Source organism: Streptomyces sp. PA03-5A (genome assembly GCF_033792725.1).
Classification (GTDB): domain Bacteria; phylum Actinomycetota; class Actinomycetes; order Streptomycetales; family Streptomycetaceae; genus Actinacidiphila.
Genome location: NZ_JARAVL010000019.1, coordinates 79,064 through 103,972 on the forward strand (window position 1 = coordinate 79,064; position 24,909 = coordinate 103,972).

21 protein-coding genes are annotated in these 24,909 nt (G+C 71.2%); 7 read left to right on the plus strand and 14 right to left on the minus strand.

What is annotated here, in order from left to right:
• The first annotated feature begins 69 nt into the window (after window positions 1-69).
• Window positions 70-849 carry an SDR family oxidoreductase gene (locus PV410_RS23965; protein WP_500327539.1) on the plus strand — a complete coding sequence of 260 codons (780 nt, stop codon included), beginning with the start codon at window positions 70-72 and terminating at the stop codon, window positions 847-849.
• Between the two features lie 88 nt (window positions 850-937).
• A complete protein-coding gene (locus PV410_RS23970) occupies window positions 938-1,066 on the plus strand; it encodes a hypothetical protein (RefSeq protein ID WP_500327541.1) in 129 nt (42 codons plus the stop codon).
• Between the two features lie 9 nt (window positions 1,067-1,075).
• On the opposite strand, the gene PV410_RS23975 is transcribed toward PV410_RS23970, so the two are convergent.
• A complete protein-coding gene (locus PV410_RS23975) occupies window positions 1,076-3,556 on the minus strand; it encodes a helix-turn-helix domain-containing protein (RefSeq protein WP_500327543.1) in 2,481 nt (826 codons plus the stop codon).
• A 178-nt stretch (window positions 3,557-3,734) separates the two neighbouring features.
• Here PV410_RS23975 and PV410_RS23980 point away from each other — a divergent pair, with 178 nt between their 5' ends.
• Window positions 3,735-4,190 (plus strand): carboxymuconolactone decarboxylase family protein, encoded by a 456-nt coding sequence (locus tag PV410_RS23980; protein WP_500327697.1) that lies wholly within the window; start codon window positions 3,735-3,737, stop codon window positions 4,188-4,190.
• A 529-nt stretch (window positions 4,191-4,719) separates the two neighbouring features.
• A complete protein-coding gene (locus PV410_RS23985) occupies window positions 4,720-5,067 on the plus strand; it encodes a hypothetical protein (protein ID WP_500327545.1) in 348 nt (115 codons plus the stop codon).
• 112 nt (window positions 5,068-5,179) lie between these two features.
• Here the strand turns inward: PV410_RS23985 and PV410_RS23990 are convergent, their stop codons facing one another.
• From PV410_RS23990 to mmsA, 3 genes are all read right to left on the minus strand, one after another.
• A complete protein-coding gene (locus PV410_RS23990; protein WP_499509026.1) occupies window positions 5,180-6,292 on the minus strand; it encodes a substrate-binding domain-containing protein in 1,113 nt (370 codons plus the stop codon).
• Window positions 6,293-6,371: 79 nt separating this feature from the next.
• Window positions 6,372-7,670: a multiple monosaccharide ABC transporter permease gene (gene mmsB / locus PV410_RS23995; protein ID WP_500327547.1), complete on the minus strand. Its 1,299-nt coding sequence runs from the start codon at window positions 7,668-7,670 to the stop codon at window positions 6,372-6,374.
• The gene (gene mmsA / locus PV410_RS24000; protein ID WP_500327549.1) at window positions 7,667-9,214 is read right to left on the minus strand and encodes a multiple monosaccharide ABC transporter ATP-binding protein; all 1,548 of its coding nucleotides are present in this window, start codon (window positions 9,212-9,214) and stop codon (window positions 7,667-7,669) included. The genes mmsB and mmsA overlap by 4 nt, the downstream gene beginning before the upstream one ends.
• A 265-nt stretch (window positions 9,215-9,479) precedes the next feature.
• On the opposite strand from mmsA, the gene PV410_RS24005 reads away from it, so the two are divergent.
• Window positions 9,480-10,670 (plus strand): ROK family transcriptional regulator, encoded by a 1,191-nt coding sequence (locus PV410_RS24005; RefSeq protein ID WP_500327551.1) that lies wholly within the window; start codon window positions 9,480-9,482, stop codon window positions 10,668-10,670.
• 12 nt (window positions 10,671-10,682) lie between these two features.
• Here the strand turns inward: PV410_RS24005 and PV410_RS24010 are convergent, their stop codons facing one another.
• The 5 genes from PV410_RS24010 to PV410_RS24030 all read right to left on the minus strand — a co-directional run bounded on the left by PV410_RS24010 (window position 10,683) and on the right by PV410_RS24030 (window position 15,102).
• A complete protein-coding gene (locus PV410_RS24010) occupies window positions 10,683-11,312 on the minus strand; it encodes a TetR/AcrR family transcriptional regulator (RefSeq protein ID WP_500327552.1) in 630 nt (209 codons plus the stop codon).
• Window positions 11,312-12,196, minus strand: coding sequence for a class I SAM-dependent methyltransferase (locus PV410_RS24015; RefSeq protein ID WP_500327554.1), 885 nt, complete (start codon window positions 12,194-12,196; stop codon window positions 11,312-11,314). Before PV410_RS24015 ends, PV410_RS24010 begins: the two co-directional genes overlap by 1 nt.
• Window positions 12,197-12,264: 68 nt before the next feature.
• A complete protein-coding gene (locus tag PV410_RS24020; RefSeq protein WP_500327556.1) occupies window positions 12,265-12,993 on the minus strand; it encodes an MgtC/SapB family protein in 729 nt (242 codons plus the stop codon).
• 118 nt (window positions 12,994-13,111) lie between these two features.
• Window positions 13,112-14,446, minus strand: a complete 1,335-nt coding sequence (locus PV410_RS24025; protein ID WP_500327558.1) for a sensor histidine kinase — start codon at window positions 14,444-14,446, stop codon at window positions 13,112-13,114.
• Window positions 14,443-15,102, minus strand: a complete 660-nt coding sequence (locus tag PV410_RS24030; protein WP_500327560.1) for a response regulator transcription factor — start codon at window positions 15,100-15,102, stop codon at window positions 14,443-14,445. The genes PV410_RS24025 and PV410_RS24030 overlap by 4 nt, the downstream gene beginning before the upstream one ends.
• A gap of 113 nt (window positions 15,103-15,215) precedes the next feature.
• Here PV410_RS24030 and PV410_RS24035 point away from each other — a divergent pair, with 113 nt between their 5' ends.
• Entirely contained in the window at window positions 15,216-15,827 is a 612-nt protein-coding gene (locus tag PV410_RS24035) for a PepSY domain-containing protein (protein ID WP_500327561.1), read from the plus strand.
• An 18-nt stretch (window positions 15,828-15,845) separates the two neighbouring features.
• On the opposite strand, the gene PV410_RS24040 is transcribed toward PV410_RS24035, so the two are convergent.
• The 4 genes from PV410_RS24040 to PV410_RS24055 all read right to left on the minus strand — a co-directional run bounded on the left by PV410_RS24040 (window position 15,846) and on the right by PV410_RS24055 (window position 19,018).
• Entirely contained in the window at window positions 15,846-16,469 is a 624-nt protein-coding gene (locus tag PV410_RS24040) for a histidine phosphatase family protein (protein ID WP_500327563.1), read from the minus strand.
• Window positions 16,470-16,569: 100 nt separating this feature from the next.
• Window positions 16,570-17,409 (minus strand): MBL fold metallo-hydrolase, encoded by an 840-nt coding sequence (locus PV410_RS24045; RefSeq protein ID WP_500327565.1) that lies wholly within the window; start codon window positions 17,407-17,409, stop codon window positions 16,570-16,572.
• Window positions 17,410-17,416: 7 nt separating this feature from the next.
• Entirely contained in the window at window positions 17,417-17,935 is a 519-nt protein-coding gene (locus tag PV410_RS24050; protein ID WP_500327567.1) for a DUF302 domain-containing protein, read from the minus strand.
• An 81-nt stretch (window positions 17,936-18,016) separates the two neighbouring features.
• Window positions 18,017-19,018: a LuxR family transcriptional regulator gene (locus tag PV410_RS24055; protein ID WP_500327569.1), complete on the minus strand. Its 1,002-nt coding sequence runs from the start codon at window positions 19,016-19,018 to the stop codon at window positions 18,017-18,019.
• Between the two features lie 252 nt (window positions 19,019-19,270).
• On the opposite strand from PV410_RS24055, the gene PV410_RS24060 reads away from it, so the two are divergent.
• On the plus strand, window positions 19,271-23,026 hold the full coding sequence (locus PV410_RS24060) for a S8 family serine peptidase (protein WP_500327571.1): 3,756 nt from the start codon (window positions 19,271-19,273) through the stop codon (window positions 23,024-23,026).
• A gap of 144 nt (window positions 23,027-23,170) precedes the next feature.
• On the opposite strand, the gene PV410_RS24065 is transcribed toward PV410_RS24060, so the two are convergent.
• The gene (locus PV410_RS24065) at window positions 23,171-24,874 is read right to left on the minus strand and encodes an ABC transporter family substrate-binding protein (RefSeq protein WP_500327573.1); all 1,704 of its coding nucleotides are present in this window, start codon (window positions 24,872-24,874) and stop codon (window positions 23,171-23,173) included.
• Window positions 24,875-24,909 lie beyond the last annotated feature (35 nt).

A 24,909-nucleotide genomic window follows, 5' to 3' on the forward strand; every position in this document is an offset into this window, starting at 1 on the left:
GGTAGGCCGTTCTGAACCATCGGTCCAGATCTTCTGGACGTTCGGTCCAGAACCTGTATATTGGACCGTATGTTCAGAACTGGCACTTCACCCGACACCACCGAGTTCGCAGGAAAGCGCGCGATCGTCACGGGAGGCAGTCGCGGAATCGGCGCGGCCATCGTGCAGCGGCTGCTCGACGGCGGCGCGACCGTCGTCACCACGGCGCGTAACGCCTCCGACGAGACGCCGAAGGCCGCCACCTTCATTCAGGGCGACATCGGCACGCTCGCGGGTGTGCGGGCATTCACTGCGGCAGCGCTCGACGTACTCGGCGGCGTCGACATCGTGGTCAACAACGCGGCGGCGGCACGCGCCCACATCGGGGGCGTCTCATCCATCCCCGATGAGGAATGGATCGACGCACTCGACCTCAACTACCTGTCCGCCGTGAGGGTCAACAACGCGCTGCTGCCGGCGCTGCGCGAGGCCGGGTCGGGCAGCGTGATCGTCAACATCTCATCGGGAGCGGCCCTCACGCCGGCGCCGCCATTGGCTCACTACGGTGCAGCCAAGGCCGCCCTTAACACCTACAGCAAAGCGCTCGCTTCCGAGCTCGCGCCTGCCGGAATCCGCGTCACCACGATCATCCCCGGCAACGTGCTCACCCCGGGCGCCGACGCGATCCGCCAGAACTTCGCCGACGCGATGGACGTCCCGCTTGCCGCCACCACAGCGGGCATCCCTCTGGGTCGTCCCGGAGACCCGCGCGACATCGCCGAGGCCGTCGCCTACCTCGCATCGGACCGGGCTCAGTGGGTCACCGGAGTGAGCCTGACAGTCGACGGCGGTGAACTCCCCCTCATCTAGCTCCCGGTCCGGTCAGCCTCTTGTACGGTCCACAACGACCCCGGCGGCGCGAAAGCTGTCCCACGCCGCCGGGCGTCAGGTCGAGCAGTTGACCGGCAACGCGCCCGACGTCAGGTTCTCCTTCGCCGCCAACACCCCGGTATCGCTGAGCATCGGCAGGGAGTCCGTCACGTCGAAACCGTCCTCGGGCCTCCCCTACGTCCCCTCCGCCACCTGACGCCCCGCGTCAGGCGCCCGGTACGAGCTCGCGCAGGATCGCCTGTCCGGCCGCGCGGTGCTGGGCGGCGGCGGACGGATCCGTGGCGTCGAGCACCGCGGCGATCCCCTCGTGGGCCAGCGCCTCCTCGTACCGGTACCCCACCCGCGGGGCGAGGTCGAGCGCCTGCCGGTGCAGCCGCAGGGCCTCCCCCGGCAGACCGGCCAACCGGCAGGTCTCGGCGTAGCCGTTGAGGAAGTGGATCTTCCACTGCTCCTCGAAGAGCTCGTCGAGCAGCGCGAAGGCCTCGCGATGGCTGGCCAGCGCCTCCTCGTAGCGGCCCATCCGTCGCAGGGCGACACCCAGGCAGTTCAGGCACCAGGCCTCGTTGTGCCGGTGCCCGTCCTCACGGGCCAGCGCGAGGGCGTGGTGCAGATGGCCGCAGGCGCGTCCGGGTTCCTCGCGCGCGATGGCCACCCCGAGGGTGATGAGCGCGGTGAGCGCCGGCGGCCACGCGGGGTCGGCGTGCGGGATCTCCAGCGCCTCGCGGGCCAGTCGCGCCGCTTCCTCGCCATGCCCCAGCTGCAGCATGGCCCAGGCCTCGTAGGCGGTGGCGTGGGCCGTGCCCATCGGGCAGTCGGCGTCCGCGTACAGCTTCCCCGCCAGCCGGAACAACTCCAGCGGCTCCTCGACGTACCCCTGGTCCCACCTCAGGTAGCCGCGCCGCATCGCCAGTTCGGCCTCGGCCCGGACGTCCCCCGCCTCCCCCACCAGGGCGGTGGCCGCCTCATACGCGGCACCGGCCTCCGCCATCCGGCCCGCGTTGTGGCGTGCGAAGCCCAGATCGCTGTGCGCCTCCCCGAGTTGCCGCGGGTCGCCCAGCCGCCGGGCGGCGGCCAGCGAGCCCTCGAAGAGGGAGTTGAGCTGTGTGGTGCCGCAGCGCCGGGCGAAGTACGACCTCATGAAGCGCGGCAGTTCGCACACATGGGCGTCGGCACCGGCGGCGAGGGCCGCCTCGAAGGCGGCCAGCAGATTGGTGTACTCGGCGCCGAACCAGGCGAGGGCGGCGTACTTGTCGGTGAACCGCGGCAGCTCCGCAGGGGCCGGGCCCGCACAGGCCTCCCGGCTGCGGGAGAGGAAGGGCATGGTGGCGTCGGCGGCGGCCGCCGCGTGCACGTAGTAGTCGAGCACACGGCCCCGTGCCCGCACCCGCTCGGCCGCCGGGTCCTGCTCGGTGGTGGCCCGCAGTGAGTGCCGGTGCACCAGGTCGTGCAGCCGGTAGCGGCCGGGGGCGGGCTGCTGGACCAGGTGGGCGTCGAGCAGGTCCTCGAGCATCACCCGGGTGTCGCGCAGCGGCACGTCCGCGAGGGCGGCCGCGACGTACTCGTCGAAGGTCGAGCCCGGCAGCAGGCTCAGCAGGCGGAACAGGCGGCGCTGGGCACGGTCCAACTGGTTCACCGACATGGCGAACGCGGTGTCGAACTCGCTCGGGCCCTCCGCCATCCGCTCGACGAGGATGCCCACCGTCCAGCCCGGCCGGTGCCTGAGCCGGGCCGCGGCCAGCCGCAGGGCCAGCGGCAGGTTGCCGCACAGCCGCAGCACCTCGGCCGCCGCTTGCGGTTCGCGGGCCAGCCGCCCGTCGGACCCGCCGGGCTCGCCGCTGGCGCGGGCGAGCAGTTCGGTGCTCTCCTGCGGGGTCAGCACGTCCAGCGAGACCGGTGGCACCTCCTCCAGGCCCAGCAGCCGGTTGCGGCTGGTGACCAGGGCGACGGAGGGGCCCGCGCCGGGCAGCAGCGGACGGACCTGGGCGGCGTCCGCGGCGTTGTCCAGGACCACGACGGCGCGCCGGTGCGCCAGTTCCGAGCGCCAGCAGGCGGCCAGTTGCTCGACGCCTTCCTGCGGGATCCTCTCGGAGGGCACGTCGAGCGCCGCGAGGAGCGCCCGCAGCGCGGGGTCGGGGTCGAGCGGCCGCCGGCCCTCGGTGAACCCGTGCAGGTCCAGGTAGAGCTGGGCGTCGGGGTAGTCGGCGGCCAGGCGGTGTGCGGCGTGCACCGCCAGGCAGGTCTTGCCGACACCCGCCATGCCGTCGACGGCGACCACCCTGCTGCTGCCGACCGCAGCGAGCACGGCGGCGAGTTCGTCCGTGCGTCCGGTGAAGTCGGGGGCGTCACGCGGCAGATCGTTGCGGGGCGGCCGCGGGGCCGACGCGAGCGGCGTCGGGGGGTGGACCTGGCGGCTGGTCCTCGGGGGCGCGGGCAGCGGGTTGGAGGCCCGTTCCCACAGGGGCCGCAGCGGGCGCGGGTCGCGTGCGACGAGGCGGCAGAGCGCCACGACGGCGGGCCAGGGCGGCACGGTCCGGCCGGTGAGGTAGCGCGACAGTGACGACGAGCTCAGGCCCGTGTCCCGCGCCAGGGCCCGTACGCCCCGTCCGGACAGCTCCTGGAGCATGAGGAGCCGGGCGGCCAGCTCCTCCGGTGGGTCGGCCTCCGCCGTCCGTTGCTGCGCAACCACCCGTCCCCCGCCTTCCTGTCCCGCCCCCGAAGAACGCCTCCGGGCCGCATCGCCGCTGTACAAGGCCGTTCCGGCTGTCCCACGGTGTCCCACCGCCGTCGTCATGGCAAGTCCGAAGGGCTGTCATGGAGTCACGCCCCGGGGAGCGGGGAACCGAAGCGGAAGAGGGAGAACCATGATGCAGTCCCGTATGCAGAACCCGGCCGCCGTCCTGCCCGGCGCGATGCAGCCCATCCAGGAGCTGATCAAGGCCGTGCACTCCGGTGGGGTGGACGGGCAGACGCTGGAGCTGGTGCATCTGCGGGTCAGTCAGATCAACGGCTGCAGCGCCTGCGTCGACGGCGGCGCGAAGACGGCCCGCAAGGCCGGGGTGAGCGACGAGCGCCTGGCGACGGTCGCCGCATGGCGGGAAGCCCCGTACTTCAGCGAGGAGGAGCGGGCGGCGCTGGCGCTGGCCGAGGCCGCCACACGGCTGGCCGACCGGCCCGAGGCCGTCGGTGACGAGGTGTGGGACGCGGCCGCCACCTACTTCGACGAGAAGCAGCTCGCCGCGATCGTCCTGATGATCGGCGTGACCAACCTGTTCAACCGGCTCAACGCCACGACCCGGCAGATCGCCGGCGCCTGGGGATGAGGCGCGCGCCGTCCGGTCCCGGGCCGCGTCCACGACGCGCCGCCCGGGACCTGCGTGCCCGGCCGCCTGGGCCGTGCCGTCCACGGCGGCAGGGGCCTGAGCCGGGTCCCTCGGGCGGCCGGACCCTGTCACAGCGGCGGGGGCTGTCCGGTCAGGAGGGAGATGGCTCAACTTCTTCCCGCGTCCCACCCGGGCACGACCGATGATTGAACCCTCCCCCTACTGAAGCAGGGGGATTCCTGGCTCAGGAAGCCCCGCAGGTCAGCGACCCGCAAGGTCTTACTCCCTCAACACCAGCCGGGACGGAACCTGCCCGGTTGTGTACGGCAAAGGTGAGGTGGCTCGTGCTTGGTTCTCGCAACGCGCCGTCGCGCTGGCATGGTTCTCGCTCAGCACGACACACACACCACCCGCCGGTCTTTCGCCCTGGGGGCGAAACCCTCTTTCCTGCCCTGCTCCGCAGGTGTCCGATTCCTCCCCGGCCTGAAGGCCGGGGCATCCTCGGAGGAACCTGGTGAGGAGGTGCGCCATGCTGCAGATCACCAGGGCCGTGTCGGCGATCGGGGGCACGCGTGGACACGACCAGGAGTACGCCCTCACGCCACGGTGCCCGCACGCGACCGCGTGTCGCGCCACCTCGGCGGACAAGTGGCTGGTGGGGTTCAGGGTCCGCACCCGTGGTCCCGCGGCCACCTGGCTCTACTACGTGGTGGACCATGCGGACGACGCGATCGCCGCGAAGGAGGCGGCCATCACCATGGCCGGTGACGAGATCGACGTCCCGTGCCTGCACGGACTCGACGGCGTCGGGAGGACGGAGATCCGGCTCATCCACGACGACGGGATCGGACCGCGGCGGCTGCTGCGCTGCCCTTGACCGGGCTCCCGTGGCGGCGGTGTCCTCCGGTGCCGGGAACGCGGCTGCCGCCGGTGCCCCGGACCAGGTCCGGGGCACCGGCGGCAGTGGTCGTGCGCGACCGCTTCGTGAACTACTTCGTGAGCGGGGAGAGCTTCGGGTCGTTGGCGTAGGCCTCGGCCGCGTTCTCCTTCGTCACGATGACCGGCGGGAGCAGGTACGACGGGACGACCTTGCTGCCGTTGTTGTACGACTTGGTGTCGTTGATCGTCGGCTTGCCGCCCGTCTGCAGGGCCTGGACCATCTTGATGGTCTCGGCGACGAGCTTGCGGGTGTCCTTGTTGATGGTGGAGTACTGCTCACCCGCCATGATCGACTTCACCGACTCGACCTCGGAGTCCTGGCCGGTGACGACCGGGACCGGCTTGCCAGCGCCCTTCACCGAGGTGATGATCGCCCGGGCGAGGGTGTCGTTCGGGGAGAGCACGCCATCGAGCGTCTTCTTGCCGTTGTAGGTGGAGTTCAGCAGCGAGTCCATGCGGCTCTGGGCGTTCTCCGCCTTCCAGCCCTGCGTCGCGGTCTGCTTGATGTCGGTCTGACCGGAACCGACAACGATGTCGCCCTTGTCGATGGCGGGCTTCAGCACCTCCATCGCGCCGTCGAAGAACACCTTCGAGTTGTTGTCGTCAGGCGAACCGGAGAACAGCTCGATCGTGTAGGGGCCCTTCGCCTTCTTCGCCTTCATGCCGTCCAGCAGCGCCTGGCCCTGCAGCTGGCCGACCTTGAAGTTGTCGAACGCGATGTAGTAGTCGACGTCCGGGGTGTTGGTGATGAGGCGGTCGTAGGCGATGATCGTCGCACCGGCCTGCTTGGCCTGCGCCACCTGGGTGGACAGCTGCGAGGCGTCGGTCGCACCGATGACGATGACCTTCGCGCCCTTGGTGACCATGGAGGAAATCTGAGCCTGCTGGTCCGCAACGGTGGTCGAGGCGCCCGCGTACTGCACGTCCGCCTTGAAGCCGGCGTCCTTCAGGCCGTTGGTGAACAGGTCACCGGCGAGAACCCAGTTCTCCGAGGTCTTCGCGGGCAGCGCGACCCCGACCAGGGCGTCCTTCGCGAAGCCGCCCTTGGCGTCGCTGGTGTCCTTGCCGGTGGAGCCCTCGCGTTCGTTGGAGCACGCCGTGCCCAGGGCGAGCAGCGCGGCGGCGCCGATCACGGCGACGGCTCTGGTGATGGTTCTGCGCATGTGGGTTGTGCCCTTTCCTGGTGATGCGGGGAGAATCGAGCGCCGCCCTGATGCGGCACCCTGGGTTACTGCCGGTCGGTCATCCTGCGACCGGAGCCTTGTCGGGGTCGGAGGCCGGGTTCGGCGGGTCGACCGGTGTGGACGTCTCGTTCTGGCGGAACGGACGCATCAGGGTGCCGATGATCGAGAAGCGACCCTGGCTCTTGCTGTAGACGTCGAAGGCGACGGCGAGGAGGAGGACCAGGCCCTTGATGATCTGGACCATGTCCGAGCCGACGCCCTCCAGTTGGAGACCGTTGTTGAGCAGCGCCATGACGAGACCGCCGACGATGGAGCCGCTGATGGTGCCGAGGCCGCCGGAGACGGCGGCGCCGCCGATGAACACGGCCGCGATGGCGTCGAGTTCCCAGCTCAGACCGTCCTGCGGGCCGGAGGCCGCGGACCGTGCCACGAAGATCATGCCGGCGAGCGCGGCCAGCACGGACATGTTCATCATGACGAGGAAGTTGACGCGCCGGAGCTTCACGCCGGACAGTTCGGCCGCGCGGGAGTTGCCTCCGACGGCGTAGATGTGCCGGCCTCCGATGGTGTTGCGGGTGTAGTACGAGTACGCGAGCACCAGGGCGATCAGGATGATCCCGGAGATCGGGAAGCTGGTGCCGACGCGGCCGCCGGCGAAGCGCAGCGTCGCGAAGACGATGACGCCCACCATCACGACCAGACGGATCCCCGTGACCCACAGCGGCGCGGCGTCGGCGTGCATGGCGCGCCGGGTCTGCCGGGCCCGCCACTCGCGCCAGGCCACGCCCGCGCAGGCGACCAGACCGAGGAGGAGGGTCAGGTTGTTGTAGCCGGTGTCCGGGCCCACTTCGGGCAGGAAGCCTGCGCCGATGTCACGGAATCCGGTGGGGACCGGCACGGTGTCGGCGTTGCCGATGTACTGGTTGCCGCCACGGAACAGGAGCATGCCCGCCAGGGTGACGATGAACGCCGGCACCCCCACGTAGGCGACCCAGAAGCCCTGCCAGGCACCGATCGCCGCGCCGACGAGCAGGCCGAGCACGATGCCCAGGGGCCAGGGGAGCGAGTGCTCCTGCATCGTCTTGGCGACCACGATCCCGGTGAACGCCGCCACCGAGCCGACCGAGAGGTCGATGTGCCCGGCGACGATCACCATCAGCATGCCGATGGCCAGGATCAGGATGTAGGAGTACTGGCTGACCACGGCGATGAGGTTGCCGGAGGTCAGGGTCAGCCCTCCCGTCCAGATCTGGAACAGGAGCACGATCGCGACGAGCGTGGCGATCATGCCGAACTGGCGGGCGTTGGAGGTCGAGCCTCCGAAGAGGTTCTTCTGCAGGTCTGTGATGCGGCTCATGGGCTCGGTGTCTTCTTCATAGAGGTCATCTGTTTCATGAGGAGTTCCGGGTTCGCGTCGCGGCGTGTCACCTCACCGGTGATGGCGCCTTCGAACACGGTGTAGATGCGGTCGCAGAGTCCGATGAGCTCGGGCAGCTCCGAGGAGATGACGACGACGCCCTTGCCCTGGCCGACCAGCCGCTGGATGATCCCGTAGATCTCGTACTTGGCGCCCACGTCGATCCCGCGGGTGGGCTCGTCGAGGATGAGCAGGTCGGGGTCGGTGAACATCCACTTGGCGAGGACGACCTTCTGCTGGTTGCCGCCGGAGAGCTTCACGACCTCCTCGTCCACGCTGGGGGTCTTGATCCTCAGGTTCTGCCGGTACTCCTCGGCGATCCGGTGCTCGCTCACCGGGTCGATGACCTGGTGGCGGGAGATCTTCGACAGCTTGGCGGCCACCATCGAGGTCTTGATGTCGTCCAGCAGGTTGAGGCCGACCGACTTGCGGTCCTCGCTGACGTAGGCGAGGCCGTGCCGGATGGCCTCCGGCACCGTCTTGAGGTGGATCTCCTTGCCGTCCTTGAAGACCCGTCCCGACAGGAACGTGCCGTAGGAGCGGCCGAACAGGCTCATCGCGAGTTCGGTGCGCCCGGCGCCCATGAGGCCTGCGAACCCGACGATCTCACCGCGCCGCACCGTGAAGCTGGACCCCTTGCACACGAGCCGTTCGTCGGACGCGGGATGCCGCACGGTCCAGTCGCGGACCTCGAAGAACACCTCGCCGATGTCGGGCGTGTGGTCGGGGAACCGGCTGTCGAGTTCGCGGCCGACCATGCCGCGCACGATGCGGTCCTCGTTCACGCCGTCCGCCTCGACGTCGAGGCTCTCGATCGTCCGGCCGTCGCGCAGGATGGTGATGGTGTCGGCGACCGCCTCGATCTCGTTCAGCTTGTGGGAGATCATGATGGAGGTGATGCCACGGTCCCGGAAGCCGCGCAGTAGGTCGAGCAGGTGCTGCGAGTCGGTCTCGTTCAGGGCCGCGGTCGGCTCGTCGAGGATGAGCAGCTTCACGTCCTTGGCGAACGCCTTGGCGATCTCGACGAGTTGCTGCTTGCCGACGCCGATGTCCTTGACGAGCGTGTCCGGGTCCTCCTTGAGGCCGACCCGCTCCATCAGCTCCACCGCGCGGTGCTGTGCGGCCCTCCAGTCGATCGAGCCGCGTTTGCGCGGCTCGTTGCCGAGGAAGATGTTCTCCGTGATCGACATGCCAGGGACCAGCGCCAGTTCCTGGTGGATGATGACGATGCCGGCCTGCTCGCTGGCCCGGATGTCGTGGAACCTCACGGTGTCGCCGCGGTAGACGATCTCGCCGGTGTAACTGCCGTGCGGGTGGACCCCGCTCAGCACCTTCATGAGGGTGGACTTGCCTGCGCCGTTCTCGCCGCAGATCGCGTGGATCTCCCCCTCCTTCACCACCAGGTTGACGTCCGCGAGCGCCGTCACGCCGGGGAACGTCTTGGTGATGGACCGCATCTCCAGCAGCATCGGGGCGCGGCTCATGCGCGGAGCTCCACGCTGCGGACGCCGCGGCGATCACGCGGGCCCGCCTCCCCTGGGATGCGACATTTCGTGGACATCAACTTGCCTCCGATGACACTGCGCCGTGCCTCCATGCCGGACCTGTTGCGGCTTGGGCACCGGACTTTAAATCCATTTGTTTTACTAAGTCAACGCCCTTGAGCGGTATCGTCATTGCGGTAAGAGAGGAACGCGTGTGCGGCAAGCAGGAACAAACCTCCCCAAAGTCGGGCGGTACAACCGGGCGGTGGTCCTGGACCAGATCCAACTCGCCGACGGGATCAGCCGGGTCGAGATCGCCCAGAAGACGGGACTGACCCCGCAGACCGTCTCGGGGATCGTGCGCCGTCTGCTGGACGAGGGCATCGTGCGGGAGGACGGGGCCAGTCGTGGCGCGGGCGGCGGCAAGCCCCGCACCACCCTGCGGGTCAACGCGGACGCCGGCAACGCGGTCGGCCTCGTCTTCGACCCGGTCGAACTCACCTGCTCCGTGGTCGACCTGCTCGGCCGGCCACTGGTCGTCAGACGGCACCCCACGCCTCCCGGTACCGATCCGACGCACGTGGTGGCCGCCATGGCCGACCTGGTCGCCGAGGTGCTCGCCGAGGCGGACGTGCCGCGCGCCAACGTCCTGGGGCTGGGCCTCGCCACCCCTGGGCCGATCGACCAGCGCAGCGGCATGATCGTCGCCCCGCCCCAGCTCGCGCACTGGACGCGGGTCCCGCTGCAGCAGATGCTCAGTGACGCGACCGGCCTTCCGGTGACGCTCGACAACGACGCCACGGCCGCCGCGGTCGGCGAGCGCTGGTCCGGCGCGGGCCGGGGCGTGGCGAACTTCGCCTACCTGTTCTTCGGCACCGGCATCGGCGGTGGTCTGGTCCTCAACCACCAGGTCTACCGTGGCGGTTCGCTCAACGCCGGCGAGTTCGGCCACTCGACGGTGCTGTCGGACGGGCCGGAGTGCTACTGCGGCAACCGGGGCTGCCTGGAGGGACTGGCCAACCCGTCCGCGATCGTGGCCGAGACGCACCGCCGCCTCACCGACAAGCCGGGCGGCAGTGTGCTGTCCCCCGCGTACGACCGGGACCCGGCCTCCGTCGACCACGCCGCGGTCCAGCGCGCGGCCGGAACCGGCGACCCGATCGCGGCCGCGGTCATCGACGAGGCCGCGCGTCACGTGGCCACGGTCGCCGTGACCATCGCCAACTTCATCGACGTGGACCTCATCATCCTCGGCGGTCACGGCATCCAGCACGTGGAGTCCCGCTACGTCGACGCCGTCGCCTCCGCACTGGCCTCACGACCCCTGGCCCGGCACATCCGCGTCGTCCAGGTCGCAGCCTCCCCCCTCGGCGCGGACGCGGCCGTCGTGGGCAGCGCCGCGCTCGTGCTGCACGCCACGTACTCGCCGCAGTTGTCGTCGCTCGTGCTGGACTGAGGTGCGCGTGCTTCAGGGCGACGGAGGATCAGGTCGGAGCACCAGCGCGCCGATGAGGCGCTCGACCGCCGCGGCGTAGGCGGCGTGGTCCAGTCCGGGATCCCAGGCGGTCTGCAGCGCCAGCCCCTGGTAGATCGCGACGAACACCCGGGCCAGGCCGTCGGCAGGCCACGCGGCGTCCAGCTCGCCGCGCTCCTGGGCCGCCCGGACGAGGTCGGTGATGACGGCGCGGGGACGGTCCACACCCTCGCGTGCCACCGCGTGCACCCGGGGTGCCCGCAGGGCCTCGGCCCAGATCTGGACGCCGAGTTGCACGCGCTGCCGCTCGTCGGAGCCCGCGAGTGAGCGCAGGAGTTCCAGGTAGCCTCCGGCGACCTCCCGGAAGGCGTCGGCGGTGTGCCCGGCGGGGTCGTCCAGGTGCAGTCGGCGGGCCTGGTCGTCGTGCCACCGGTCCGCGATGGCCGCGACCATGTCGTCCTTGTCGGCGAAGTAGCGGTAGACCAGGCCGGCGCTGAATCCGGACTCGGCCGCGATGTCCTGGATGGTGGTGCGGTGGAAGCCCGTACGGGCGAAGCAGCGGGCGGCGGCGTCGAGGATCTGCGCGCGCCGCGCCCGCAGGTGCTCCTCACTGACCTTGGGCATCACAACACCTCGGCCTGGGCGATCCGGTAGAAGGGCGCGGCCGGCTCGTGCCGCCCCAGGGGCTCCAGGTACTGCGCGGGCGCCTCCCTCGCCGACCGGTCCGAGGTGAGCTCCAGTCCCCGCTCGGCCAGGTACGCCCGGAGCTCGTCCGGGAGGAAGCCGAAGGTGAAGGGTTCCCCGGCCGTACGCACCGCGTCCGCCCACGCTGTGACGCCGTCGAAGTCACCGGTGCCGTCCAGGGCCCTTCGGTCCATGTAGGTGAGGACGATCCGGCTCCCGGGCGCCAGCGTCGTGGAGAGCGCCGTCAGCGTGGCGTGCACCGACGGCGCGTCGAGGTAGTTCGTCACGCCCTCCCACACCACCACCGCCCGGTCGCCGGTCAGTCCCGCCTCGCGCAGGGCGTCGCCGAGGTCCTGGTGCATCAGGTCCACGGGAACGAAGCGGATGCCGTCGCCCGGCCGGCCCGCCCGGGCGGACCAGGTGGCGGCCAGCCCCCGCTTGGCCGCCTGCGTCGCCGGGTGGTCGACCTCCAGGACGGTGGCGTCGTGCGCCGCGTCCAGGCGGAAGGCCCGGCTGTCGTAGCCGGCGCCCAGCAGGACGAGTTGCCGGGCGCCGTGTTCCAGGGCGTCCACGACCAGGTCGTCGATCAGCCGGGTGCGGACCACGGCCGAGGCGCGCGGACCTGCGGGCCAGCGCCGGTCGATCCACCGCTCAAGGAACCGCGCCACGCCCGGACAACGGGCGATCGTCACGGCCAGGCGGTAGCCGGGACCGAGGCACGAGGCGGCGTACGGGTCGATGAACAGGCGCGGCCCCGGGCGCACCGACTCCAGCGCCCGGAAGAGCGCGACGTGCTGCGCGGTGCGGCTGGGTGTGCTCTGCATGGCTCCATCATAATGAATGCACATCCATTTTTTATTCAGGGCGGCGGACGGCCTCCGGCGGCAGGGTGTCACTCCTCGTCGGACGGGGTCATCCCGACCTCGAGGACGCCGTCGTGCCGGAAGAGCTCCGAAGCCAGCCGGCCGGGGTCGGCCGTACCCTCGACCTCGAGCAGGACCCGGGCGGCGGCATCGGTCCGGCCCGGCAGCCTCTCCACCCTCACCTCCCGGATGCGGAACCCGAGCCGCGTGCAGGTCTCCATCAGCCGGGGCAGCAGGGCGGTGCCCGTGCGGTAGGTCAGGCGCAGCTCGGAGACCGTCGCCGTCGCCCCGGGCAGCAGGCGCGGGACCAGCCGGGGGTAACCCCGTACCACCAGGAAGTGCAGGGCCGTGACGGCCAGCGCCAGGATCGGCAGCCCGCCCCCGCAGGCCATGCCGATCGCACAAGTGAGCCACACGGTGGCCGCCGTGGTCAGACCGCGCACCGCGTCCCTGCGCACGAAGATCAGGCCGCCGCCGATGAACCCGATCCCCGAGACGATCTGGGCGGCCACACGGGACGGGTCGAAGGAGACGTTGTCCAGCCCGAGCACATTGGTGAAGCCGTGCTGGGAGACCTCCATCATCAACGCGCTGGCGACACCGACCAGCGTGTGGGTGCGCAGCCCCGCGCTCTTCTGTTGCGCCGCCCGCTCCCAGCCGATCAGGCTGGAGAGCAGCAGGGCCGGCCCGAGCTCCGCCGGTTGCCGCAGCCCCTGCCCGTTCCCCACGTCCCACAGCGGCGCCGCCACCTCGGCCATGAACACCTCCGCCCCACGCGACGGCGTCCCTGAGGCCGCCGCACCCGGCAACTCCCAGAGCGTGCCCCGGATCCGGGGGGCGAAAAGCGCCGGTCGCGGATCGGCACAGGACCTGCGGTCACCCCGCCGGGAGCCGCACGCGCAGCAGCGCACCGCCCTGGGGTGCCTCACCGGCATCGGCCTGCCCGCCGTGGCGGTGGACGATGTCGCGGACGATGGCCAGACCGAGCCCGGCACCTCCCGCGTCGCGGGCACGGGACTCGTCCAGCCGGATGAAGCGGTCGAAGACGCGTTCACGGTCGGCCGCCGGGATGCCCGGACCGTCGTCGGTCACCTCCAGCAGGGCCCCCCGTCCGTCGCGGGTGACACGCACCGCGACCGAGTCGCCGGCGTGACGCTGGGCGTTGTCCAGGAGGTTGTCCAGGACGCGTTCGAGCCCCCGGCGGTCACCGCGTACCGTCACGGCGTCCGTCGCGTCGACGGTCACGGGCACCCGGCCGGAGCGCAGGGCGGCCCTCTCGCGGGCCAACTCGTCCAGGGCGACCGGCTCCATGGGCATCTCCTCCCCCGCGTCGAATCGGGCGAGCAGGAGGAGGTCGGAGGCGAGCGTCTGGAGCCTGGCCACGTCGTTCACCGCGCTGTCCAGGTCCAGCAGGGCCGGATGGGCGCTCGCCACCTCCAGTTCGGTGCGCAGCGCCGCGATCGGGCTGCGCAGTTCGTGGGAGGCGTCGGCGACGAACCGCCGTTGCCGTTCGACGGCGGATTCCAGGGCCGTGAGCGTGTCATTGGTGGCGCGGGCGAGCCGGGCCACCTCGTCCCGGGCCGGGGAGACGGGAACCCTGCGGGAGAGGTCGGTGCTGGAGGTGATGGCCTCCATCTCGGCGCGGATGGCGTCGACCGGGCGCAGCGCGTTGCGTGCGGCGAGCCAGGTCACCGTCCAGACCACGGCGAGCATGACGGGCAGTCCGGCCAGCAGGAAGACCACCGCCGTACGGACCGCGTCCTGTTCGGCGGCGAGGGAGGCCCCCGCGGTGACGGTGTAGCGCTCACCGTCGCGTTCCCCCGAGAGGACGGCGAACCGGTACGACGCCTGCGTGCCGTCCACGGTGGCGGTCCCGGTGCCGTGCTCGGCCTCGGACTCGGTGTCGCCGTCCGTGTCCGGTACCGGCGCTCCGGTGATCCGCTGCACGTCCTCTCCGGCCGCGAGGAGACCGCCGCGGGCGTCGGCGACCCGGACCGGGTACTCGTCGCCGTCCGGCAGGTCGAGGCGGCCGTACGAGGTCCCGGCGGCGATCTGGGCCGTCACCTCACGCGCGGCGATCTCGGCCCGCAGGCCGGCCTGACCGGTGAGGTTGGCCCGGAGCGCGAGGACGAGCCCGAGGCCCGCCAGGACCAGGGCGACGCCCACCACCGCGGTGGCGGACAGGGCCGTGCGGGCGCGGACGGACCTCATCCGGCCTCCATCACGTATCCAGCGCCGCGGACGGTGCGGATGGTGGCGGCCCCGAGCTTGCGCCGCAGGACGCTGACGTAGACCTCGACGATGTTGGGGTCGCCGCTGTAGGCGAAGTCCCACACGTGCTCGATGATGTCGGCCTTGGTGACCACCTCGCCGGCGTTCAGCACCAGGTGCTCCAGCACCGCGAACTCCCGCGCGGTGAGCGGGACCTCGGTCCCGTCGCGGGTGACCCGGCGGCGGGCGGGCTCGACGGTCAGCCCACCGATGGTGACCACCGGTGAGCCTCCGTGGGAACGCCGTCGCAGCAGCGCGCGAACGCGGGCCAGGAGCACGACGTAGGCGAAGGGCTTCGTCAGGTAGTCGTCGGCCCCGGTGTCCAGGCCCTCCGCCTCGTCGTACACCCCGTCCTTGGCGGTCAGCATCAGGATCGGCGTGTCGTCTCCGGCGGCCCGCAAGGCGGCACAGACGCGGTAGCCGTTCATGCCGGGCAGCATGATGTCCAGCAGGATCAGGTCGTAGGTCCGCTGCCCGGCCTGGTGCAGCGCTTCGTCGCCGTCGTGGACCACGTCCACGCCGAAGCCCTCGGCGGTCAGCCCCTTGGCCAGCGAAGCGGCGAGGCTCCGCTCGTCCTCCACGATCAGCAGGCGCATGGGTACAGCCTGCCAAAACGATCCTGAGGATTCCTTCAGGATCCTTCAGCGCCGCTTCAGGTACGGGGAGCGATCGTGGTGGTCACCGGACCGCTACGGAAGGACACACCATCATGAGGCGCAAGATGCTGATCGCCACCGCGGCCGCCGTCGCCGTCCTGGCCGGTACGGGGGGCGTCGCGGCGACCGCACTGGCGGACGACGACGACCGGCAGCCGGCGTCCGCCGTGGTCACCGACGACCGCGGCGGCCACGCCACCGATGACGACGGTCCCCGCGACGACGACCGCGGCACCGACGGCGAGGAACGGACCAGCGGCTCCCGCACGGTGAGCCTCACCGACGCCGTCGCCACGGCGCGGGCACAGGCCCCCGGCACCGTGGTGTCCGCCGAACTGGACGACGACCGCGGCCGCACGGAATGGGAGGTCGAGACGCTGGCCGGGGACGGCACCTGGCACGAGGTGACGATCGACGCCGCGAACGGCGAGGTCGTCACCGCCCGGCAGGAGCAGGACCGGCAGGACGCCGACGAGGCCCGGGACGCCCTCCGTGGTTCCCGCACCGACCTCCTGGAAGCGGCGAAGGCGGCCGGGGACGCCCGGCGCGGCACGGTCACCTCCGTGTCCCTCGACGACGACACCCGTACCTGGGAGGTGGAGTTCCACAAGGACGGCTCCGACCACGAGGTCCACGTCGACCCGGCCAACGGGGCCATCAGCTGACGCGGCCGGTCCGCGCCCTCACATCCGCAGCTCGGGCGGAAAGCCGGTCCAGCGCAGCTCCGCAGGGAGGTGGCGGGTGTCGTTCTGGACCAGGACCGAGACGGGCCGCCCCGGCGCATAGCGGATGACGGTCAGGGCCGCGTTGCCCTGGTTGACCCCGAGCCACCGCCACGGCGGGGCGTCCATGGCGTGCCTCACCAGCCAGCCGACCAGGAAGTTGTGGGTGACGACCAGTTCGTGACGCTCCTGATCGCCCTCCACGGGACCGGTGAACTGCTCGAGCGCGCGCAGGGCCAGCGACGGACCGAGCGCGCGCTCCTGCGCCTTGGCGCCGTCGAGGAAGCGCAGGAGGTGGTCGGCGCTGTCCGGGGGCAGTTCGTCCCGCCCCGGGAAGTACGGGACGTAGTCTCCGGCGGTCTCCGAGACGCGCAGGACGGCACCGTCCAGGTGCTCCCCGATCAGGGCGGCGGTCTGCGCGGCCCTGGGCAGGGGGCCGTGATGGACCACGGATATCGGGTGGTCCGCCAGCCGGCGGCCGAGCAGGGCGGCCTGGCGGCGCCCGTCGTCCGACAGACCGCTCTCGTCCGGCACGGCCTCCCCGTGCCGGACGAGGTACAGGTAACGCGTGGCCACAACCGTCATGCCCGGGCTCCTTCACGATGCTTCATGATCGAGTGGGTCGTCCCTGGGCACGACGCCCCCGCTGCCGTTCCGGTTCCGGATGACGGTCCGGGCGGCGGCGTCAGGGCAGGAGGGCGAGGGCGCTGTACCAGACCGGGCCCGGGTTGAGGCGGTCCGGGTGGAGCTGCAGCATCAGGTCGTAGAACGTGCGGGGGCGGGGTTCCTCCGCCAGCAGGCGCTGGGCGTCGAGCAGGTAGTCGCGGGTCTGCCGCAGGATCACGGGGTCGTCGGGCAGCGCCTTGTTCTTGTGGCCGGCCACGACCGCGCGCGGGTGCAGCGCGAGCACGGTGCCGATCGCGGCGAGCCACTTGTCGATGCCGCCGCCGGCGCTTTCCCGCAGGTACTGGTGGACCCCGTTGTAGGCCACGTCACCGGCCACGACCAGGCCGATCGACGGGATGTGCAGGACGGTCGTGTCGTCGGTGTCGGTGTGGCCGGTCTCCACCACGCGCAGCGGGTGCCCCTCCAGCGTGAACCCGTCGGCCGGGACCACCCCGTAGACCACGGGGCTGTCCGGGATGAGCCCGGGGAAGTCCACGTCCCACCTGGTCCGGCGGCCCTCGGTGGCCTGCCAGCGCATCAGCTCGATGGTGCCCTCGGTGGCGTACGGAACCGCCCCGGGGAAGCGTCGCAGCAGCAGATCGGTGCCGAACCAGTGGTCGCCGTGACCGTGGGTGGCGTAGACGTACGTCAGCCGTCTGCCGGAGCGTTCGATCCAGTCCCCGACACCGTGCACCTGCTCACGGGTGAACGGCGGGTCGACGAGGACCGCTTCCGCGTCGCCGAGGACCAACGTCGAGGTCAGCGGCGAGGAGAAGATCGGGCTCCCGTCGGGCAACCGGGGACCCTGGGCGCGGCGCAACCCGTCGCACACGAAGGTGCCGTAGCGCAGATCCGTCATCGTCGGGTCAGCCGAGCCCGGCGGGCACCGGCGCCTCCATCAGTGTCAGCAGGTGGGCGACCTTGTGGTCCAGTTCCAGGCCCACTTGGGCGATCTCCTCGCTGCCGTAACTGCCGAAGTGGGAACTCGGCTTGTCGATCACGAATCGCGGTACGTCGTCGTCGCTCCGGTAGATCTCGGTGCGCAGCGGCGCGTGCATCATGGCGGAGGGATCGTGGCGGAACATCCGCTCGGCGATGGCGTAGTTGCCCATCAGGTACATCACGAACGGCGTCGTGTCCCCGGCGATGCCCATGAGCGCCGTTCCGGAGTCCCTCCAGAAGATCATGAATCCGTGGGGCGCGTTCCCCTCGGCCAGCGCGAGGGCGCTCTCCCAGGAGCCGCCGGACCGGACGAGGTCCCGGATCTCATCGGCCCGGTACTGCGGCACCAGGGACTCGTAGCGCCGCACGGCCTCCTCGAACGTCCCGGGCAGGGGGACGTCGAACCTGGTGACGCCGTAGTCGACCGTTCGCGCCTCGGACACCTGGACCACCTCGGACGGCACGGCACACCGCCGCGCCCTCCTCCCATCGTCCCTCCGCGGCACGTCGGCGCAACTCCGCGCTCACACCCAGTTGCGCCGGGCCGCCGCGACGCCGGCGCCGAACCGGTTGGTGGTGCCCAGTTCCGTGTAGAGGTCCTGGATGCGCCGGCGCAGTGTCCGCGTCGAGATCCCGAACTGGCGGGCGATGGCGTCGTCCTTGACCCCGGCGGCGAAGAGTGCGAGCAGGTTCCGCTCCTCGTCGGTGGGATTGCGCACCTGCTCGCCGGGAGTGGAGGGCTCCGGTGGCGGTGGTGGCTGCGAGCTCGGCCCGCTCAGTGAGGCGGCACCGGCCCAGTAGTGCTCGAAGAGCTCGGTCAGGGCTTCGAGCAAGGGGGGCGCCTCGGTGTAGAGCGTGTCGGTGCTGTCGGGGCCCAGGCTCAACGACACCATGGCCGCCGAGCGGTCCGCCATGGTCAGCTTGACGGGCAGCGAGGACACGACCCTGGCCTCCTCGCCGCGTGAGACCAGGCTGCCCAGCTCCTGCCCCCCGCCGTCCTCGTCGAAGCTGGCGGCCGCGTAGACGACCCGCACCCGTACGCCGCGCCGTACGGCGGCCTCGTCGAGCGGACCGTTCGGAACGAACAGGAAGGGAGGTCGGGCCAGGCCGCACATCTCGTACTTGGCGGCCTGGTGCAAACGGTAGTAGCAGTCCCCGACTTCCTCCGGGCCGCTGATCGTCCGTGTGGCGGGTTCGCCGGCGCTGGACCGCCTGGCCTCGTCGAACAGCGCGCCGAGCGGCCCGGTGGCGTCGCGTACGGCGGCCAGTTGGCGTTCGCGTGACTCCACCAGTGTCCGCAGCGCGTGACGCGGATCCACGGTCAGGTACTCCCCCGAGGAGCGGCGGCTGAGCAGCCCGGAGTGGTGCAGGCGTTCCAGCAGGGCCACCGCCGCTCCGGTACCCAGCCCGAACGTCGCGGTGACGTCGTCGGCCGTACCGCCACCGTGTGCGAGCAGTTCGCGGTAGACGGCCTCGGCCCCCGCGTCGAGTCCGACCAGCTCCAAGGGTGCGGCGCCTTCCGTCATCCTTCTCCACCTCTGACCTTCGTGCACGCGAGCGAACTGACGTCATGTCAGCAGCGTGTGATGGATGTGCCGCTGTGCGGCGGCCGCTCACACCGTGCAGTGTGTCTCGCTTGCCGATCATTGCGCCGCTTTGCGCCGTGTCCACTTGGTGACATGGCACAGAAGTGCCAAAGGGCCGCCTTTACAGCGATGCGAACGGATGGCTGACTGCGTTCCACCCCACCCCATCGAGTCCATGAGGTTCCCTTGCGCATGCCTCCGTCCCGCAGACGCGGGCTGACAGCCGCCGTCGCCGCCCTGGTGGTGCTGACGGCCACGGGTCCGGCCGCATCGGCCGACCCCTCGGCGACGTCCCCCTCCCCCGCCGCGACCGGTGCCGCTTCCGCAGCCGTGCGCACCGTCACGCTGATCACCGGCGACAAGGTCACCGTCACCGGGGACGGCCGGGCCCAGGCCGTCACCTCGGTCACCGACCCGAACGGCAGGACCGGCGGCGCCCACGTGATGTCGGTGGGCACCGACACCTACGTGTATCCCGACGCCGCGGTCCCCTACATCGCGTCAGGAGCCCTGGACGAGGGGCTCTTCAACGTCACCACGCTGCTGAAGGACGGCTACGACGACGCGCGCAGCGACCGGCTGCCGCTCATCGTCACGTACACCGACGCCGCCGCCCGCTCCCGCAGCGCCAAGACCCCGGAGGGCGCGCGCAGGACGCTGACCCTCAGCAGCATCCAGGGCGCGGCGATCTCCGCCGAGCACGAGCGGGCCGCGGACTTCTGGTCCTCCCTGACCGGTGCCGACGCGAAGGCCACCGCGGCCGCGAGGACGGCGGAGGGCGGACGGCTCGCCGGCGGCATCGCCAAGGTGTGGCTGGACGGCAAGGTCAAGGCCACGCTGTCGGACACCACGGCGCAGATCGGCGCCCCGGAGGTCTGGGCCGGCGGGGACACCGGGCAGGGCGTGGACGTCGCCGTCCTGGACACCGGCATCGACGCCGCGCACCCGGACTTCGCCGGCCGCATAGCCGCGACGGAGAGCTTCGTGCCCGGCGCGGACGTCACCGACCGGCACGGTCACGGCACCCACGTCGCCTCGACCGTCGCCGGGACCGGCGCCGCCTCCGGTGGCACCGAGAAGGGCGTCGCCCCGGGCGCGTCCCTGCACATCGGCAAGGTCCTGGACGACTTCGGCAGCGGCCAGGACTCCTGGATCCTGGCCGGCATGGAATGGGCAGCCCGCAACCAGCACGCCAAGGTCGTCAGCATGAGCCTGGGCGGCGACGCCACCGACGGCACCGACCCGCTGAGCGAGGCCGTGAACCGGCTCAGCGAGGAGACCGGGGCGCTGTTCGTCATCGCGGCGGGCAACTCCGGCCCCGCGCCGTACACCGTGAGCGCCCCCGGTGCCGCCGACGCCGCGCTGACGGTGGGCGCGGTCAACGGCCCCGGCAAGGGCGTGGACCAGCTGGCATCCTTCTCCAGCCGCGGCCCTCGCGTGGGCGACAACGCCGTCAAGCCCGACCTGACCGGCCCGGGGGTGAACGTGCTGGCCGCGCGCTCGCAGTACGCCCCTGAGGGGGAGGGCGCGTACCAGACGATGAGCGGCACCTCCATGGCGACGCCGCACGTGGCCGGCGCCGCGGCCCTGCTGGCCGCCGAGCACCCGGACTGGACGGGGCAGCAGCTCAAGGCCGCCCTGATCAGCACCACCGCGAGCACCATCGAACGCTTCAGCCCCTTCGAGGCGGGCAGCGGGCGCGTGGACGTCGCCGCCGCCGTGAAGGCCACCCTGGTCGCCTCCGGCGACGCGTACGCGCAGACGCACTACCCGTACACGCCGGGTCAGACGGTCCGCAAGGACGTCACCTACACCAACTCCGGTGCCGCACCCGTCACCGTGGACCTGTCCCTGAACCCGGGCCAGTTGCCCGAGGGCCTGTTCACGCTGACCGAACCGCGGCTGACCGTGCCCGCGCACGGCACTGCCTCCGTCGGCGTGATCACCCACCTCGACGCGGCCGAGGACAACGGCGCCTACTCCACCCGACTCGTCGCCACCGGCGCCGACGGCGCGGCCCTGGCCCGCACCACGGTCGGGGTGAACAAGGAAGGCCGCCGGGTCAACCTGACGGTCACCGCCAAGGACCGGCACGGCAAGGCCCTTCCCGGCACCCTCATCCTCAAGGACGTGGAGCGCAACTCCGCCCCCAAGGCGTTCGCCGTCGACGCCTCGGGCCGCATCGACCTGCGCCTGTCCCCGAGCACCTACTCCGCGTGGCTGAACGCGGACGTGCCCGGCATCGACGGTACGCACACGCTGGGCTTCGCGATGTTCTCGGCGCCTCAGATCGACCTCGACACCGACCGCACCGTGCGGTTCGACGCCGCGAGCCTGCGCAAGGCGGCCGCCGTCACGCCGCAGCCGACCGCCAACGAGTTCATGCGGGTGGACCAGTACCGCACCAACGGCGACCTGTTCCCCTTCCTGGACAGCTACATGCCCGAGTACTGGCGCTACGACAGCCTCTGGGTGACGCCGACGCCGAAGGTGACGAAGGGCTCGTACCACTTCGCGACCCGCTGGCGGCAGATCCAGCCGCCGCTGACGTTCTCCTCCGGCTCGCAGACCTACGACGACGTCACCATCCAGAGCATGTCCCCCAAGCTGCGGGACGGCACGGGCACCTACCGCGCGGTCTGGGCCGGTGACGGCTCGGCCGCGGCGTTCCGCAGGCTCAAGGTGCGCGGCCAGGTGGCGGTCGTCCGTCGCAGCGACACGGTGTCCGCCCCGGACCAGGCCGCCGCTGCGGCGAGGGCCGGCGCGCGGCAGTTGCTGATCCTGAACGACGGCTACGGCAAGTTCGACCCCTGGGCCGACCTGCCCGACGCCGCCCCCCTGCCGGTGGCCTCGCTCGGCACCGACGACAGCGCACGGCTGCTGAGCCGGCTCCGCAAGCCCGGCACGGCGACGCTGAAGGTGGTCTCGCACCCGTACCCGCGCTACGCGTACGACCTGATCCGTCACCACGACGGAGCGGTCCCGAAGGACCCGTCCTACCGTCCCCGTCCCGGGGACCTGGCCCGTATCGACGAGTCGTTCCGCAACAGCACGCAGGCCGAGGCCGTGGCGTACCGCGAGGACGTGTCGCTCATCTTCAACCGGCCCACGCTCATCCAGGCGACGCGGGTCGCGGCCCAGGGCACCCTCACGTCCTGGGTCTCGGCGGGCGACGACGCCCGCTGGATCTCCTCCGCCGCGATGCGCGACCTCGGCCAGCGGGGCGTGATGCGCACCTACAAGGCGCGCAGCACGAACACCGAGACCTGGTTCTCGGCGATCCAGCACCCGCGGGTGCTCAACGACGGCATCAGCTGGACGGCCCCCTACCGGGTGGGCGACATCATCAGCACGTCCGTGCTGCCGGCCTGGGGCGACTCGGGCGGTCACTCGGGCGTCGCCTGGGTGGACGGCAACACCTCGAAGGTCTCGCTGTACCAAGGCGACCAGCTGCTCGGTGAGGACTACAACGAGCGGATCGTGACCGTCGAGGGGCTCTCACCGGACCCGCAGCCCTACCGGATCGTGGTGGAGGGCGAGCGGAACGTGCCGGACCGTCCGTACTCGACCCGCACCCGCACCGAGTGGGGCTTCACCTCGAGCACGACGGACTACTCGGCCATCACGCCCCTGCCGCTGGTGCAGCTCGACTACGCGGTGGCCACCGACCTGTCCGGCAAGGCCAAGCGGCGCACCGCGCTGACGGTCACCGCCTCGCACCTGAAGGGCGCGGCGGGCGCCGGGGCGATCCGCACGGTGACCCTCGAGGTGTCGTACGACGACGGCGCCACCTGGCGCAAGACGACGCTGCGGCAGTCGGGCGGCGGCTGGAAGGCGCAGCTCGACGCGCCGTCCCGGGCCCGCTTCGCGAGCCTGCGCACGACGGCGCGGGACGCGAAGGGGAACAGCGTCAGCCAGACCCTGATCCGCGCCTTCGGCGTCAAGTAGCCGACGGCGGTACGGACGAAGGGCCCTTGTCCCCGGTGCACCGGGGACAAGGGCCCTTCCTGGGGTGTCGGCTCGGGTCGGGGCCGACGCGACGCGGGAGGCGTTGAGGAGGGGGTCGTCCTCCCGCGCCGCGGTCCAGTGGGGTTACTTGGTGAAGCCGATCCGGGTCCAGTCGGTGTCCTGGAAACCGAAGGCGCCGTAGTTGGCCACGTCGGACTTGGTCGCGACGATCTGCGGCCGCTGGTAGAGCGGCAGGTTCGCGGCCAGCTTCCACAGCGCGGCGTCGGCCGCGTCGAGGTCGGCGAGGTAGGCGGAGTGGCCGACCTCGGTGCCCGCCTTGTGCATGTCGGCGTCGATCCCGGCGGTGCCGATGCGCGAGTAGTTCTGGCCGACGTTGCCGTGCTCGGGGGAGACGAAGGACGCCGCACCGTTGGTCAGCGGGAAGAACGGCACGGAGCCGATGCCGCTGAACAGCGTGAGGTCGAACTTCCCGGCGCTGACGTCGTTGAAGAAGTCGTCGCTCGGCTTGACCTTGGTGTCGAGCTTGATGCCCACGTTCTTGAGCATCGCCGTGAACAGCTGTGCCTCGTTGGCGGCGATGGGCGTGCCCGACGGTATGGTCAGCGTCAGCTCCAGCGGCCTGCCGTCCTTCTCACGGACGTCGCCGTGCGGTTTCCAGCCCGCCGTGTCCAGTTGCCGCCCCGCCGCGGCGGGGTCGAAGCGGCCGAGGGAGCCGGCGTTGTCCTTGTAGGCGACGTCGTTGTTGACGAGGAAGTGGTTGTCGAGGGGCTGGGCAGGGAACGGCAGGCCGTTGAGGTCGGCCTTGCCGATGGCCTGGCGGTCCAGTGCCATGAACAGGGCCCGGCGGACACGGACGTCCTTCAGCAGCGGGCTCGCGCCGTTGACCACCATCTGCCGCAGGTTCGGGGCGCCCGCCACGCGGATGGAGGTGTGCGGCACCTTCTGCGCCTGCTTGTAGGCGGCCACGTCGGGCCCGATGTCCTCGACGTCGATCTCGCCGGAGGCGAAGGCCCCGGGTGTCGACGCGGCGTCCAGGGTGCGGAAGTTGATGCCGTCCAGCACCGGCTTCGGGCCCCACCAGTGGGGGTCCCGGACCTCGGAGACGACCTTGGTCGTCGGGTCCATCCTGCTGACCTTGAACGGGCCCGCGGTGACCGGGATCCGGTTCTTGTAGCCGGCGTCGAACTTCTGCGGGGTGTCGATCTGCGATGCCGGGTACAGCGGCGAGAACAGCGTCTGCCATTCGGAGAAGGGTGTGGCGTAGGTGACGACGACGTGCCGCGCGTCGCTTCCCTCGGCGACCGAGGAGATCTGCTCGTAGCCGGAGGTGCTGACGGGGGTGTACTTGGGGTTCTTCCCGTTCTGCGCCTGCCAGTCCGCGCGGAAGTCCTTCCAGGTGATGGGTGTGCCGTCGGACCACCGGGCCCTGGGGTTGAGCGCGTAGGTGGTGACCTGCCTGCCGTGCTTGACGGCGGTGCTCACCTTGCTGAGGTAGTTCGGGTTGGGGGTCCGCTTGTTGTCGGGGGTGCTGTGGAAGAGCGACGGCAGCAGGGGGGCCATCGTCGTGGTCACGGCGACGGTGTTCTGCGAGGCCGCGTTGAGGCTGTTCCACTGGGTGGGGTACTCGTCGACGGGGAAGTTGAGGGTGCCGCCCTGCCGGAGTCCCGCGGGGTCGGCGGGGTTGATCTGGTTGAGGGTCGCCTTGGGCGGGGCCTTGGGCGCCGACGAGCTCGCGCCGCCGTTGCCGCTTCCGCACGCGGTGGCGCCGGCGAGGAGACCCGCGGACACCACGACTGCCGTGGCCAGCTTTACGGACTTTCGGTTCAACTGACTCTCCTTGTGGGTTCCGTGGGTCGGGTGTC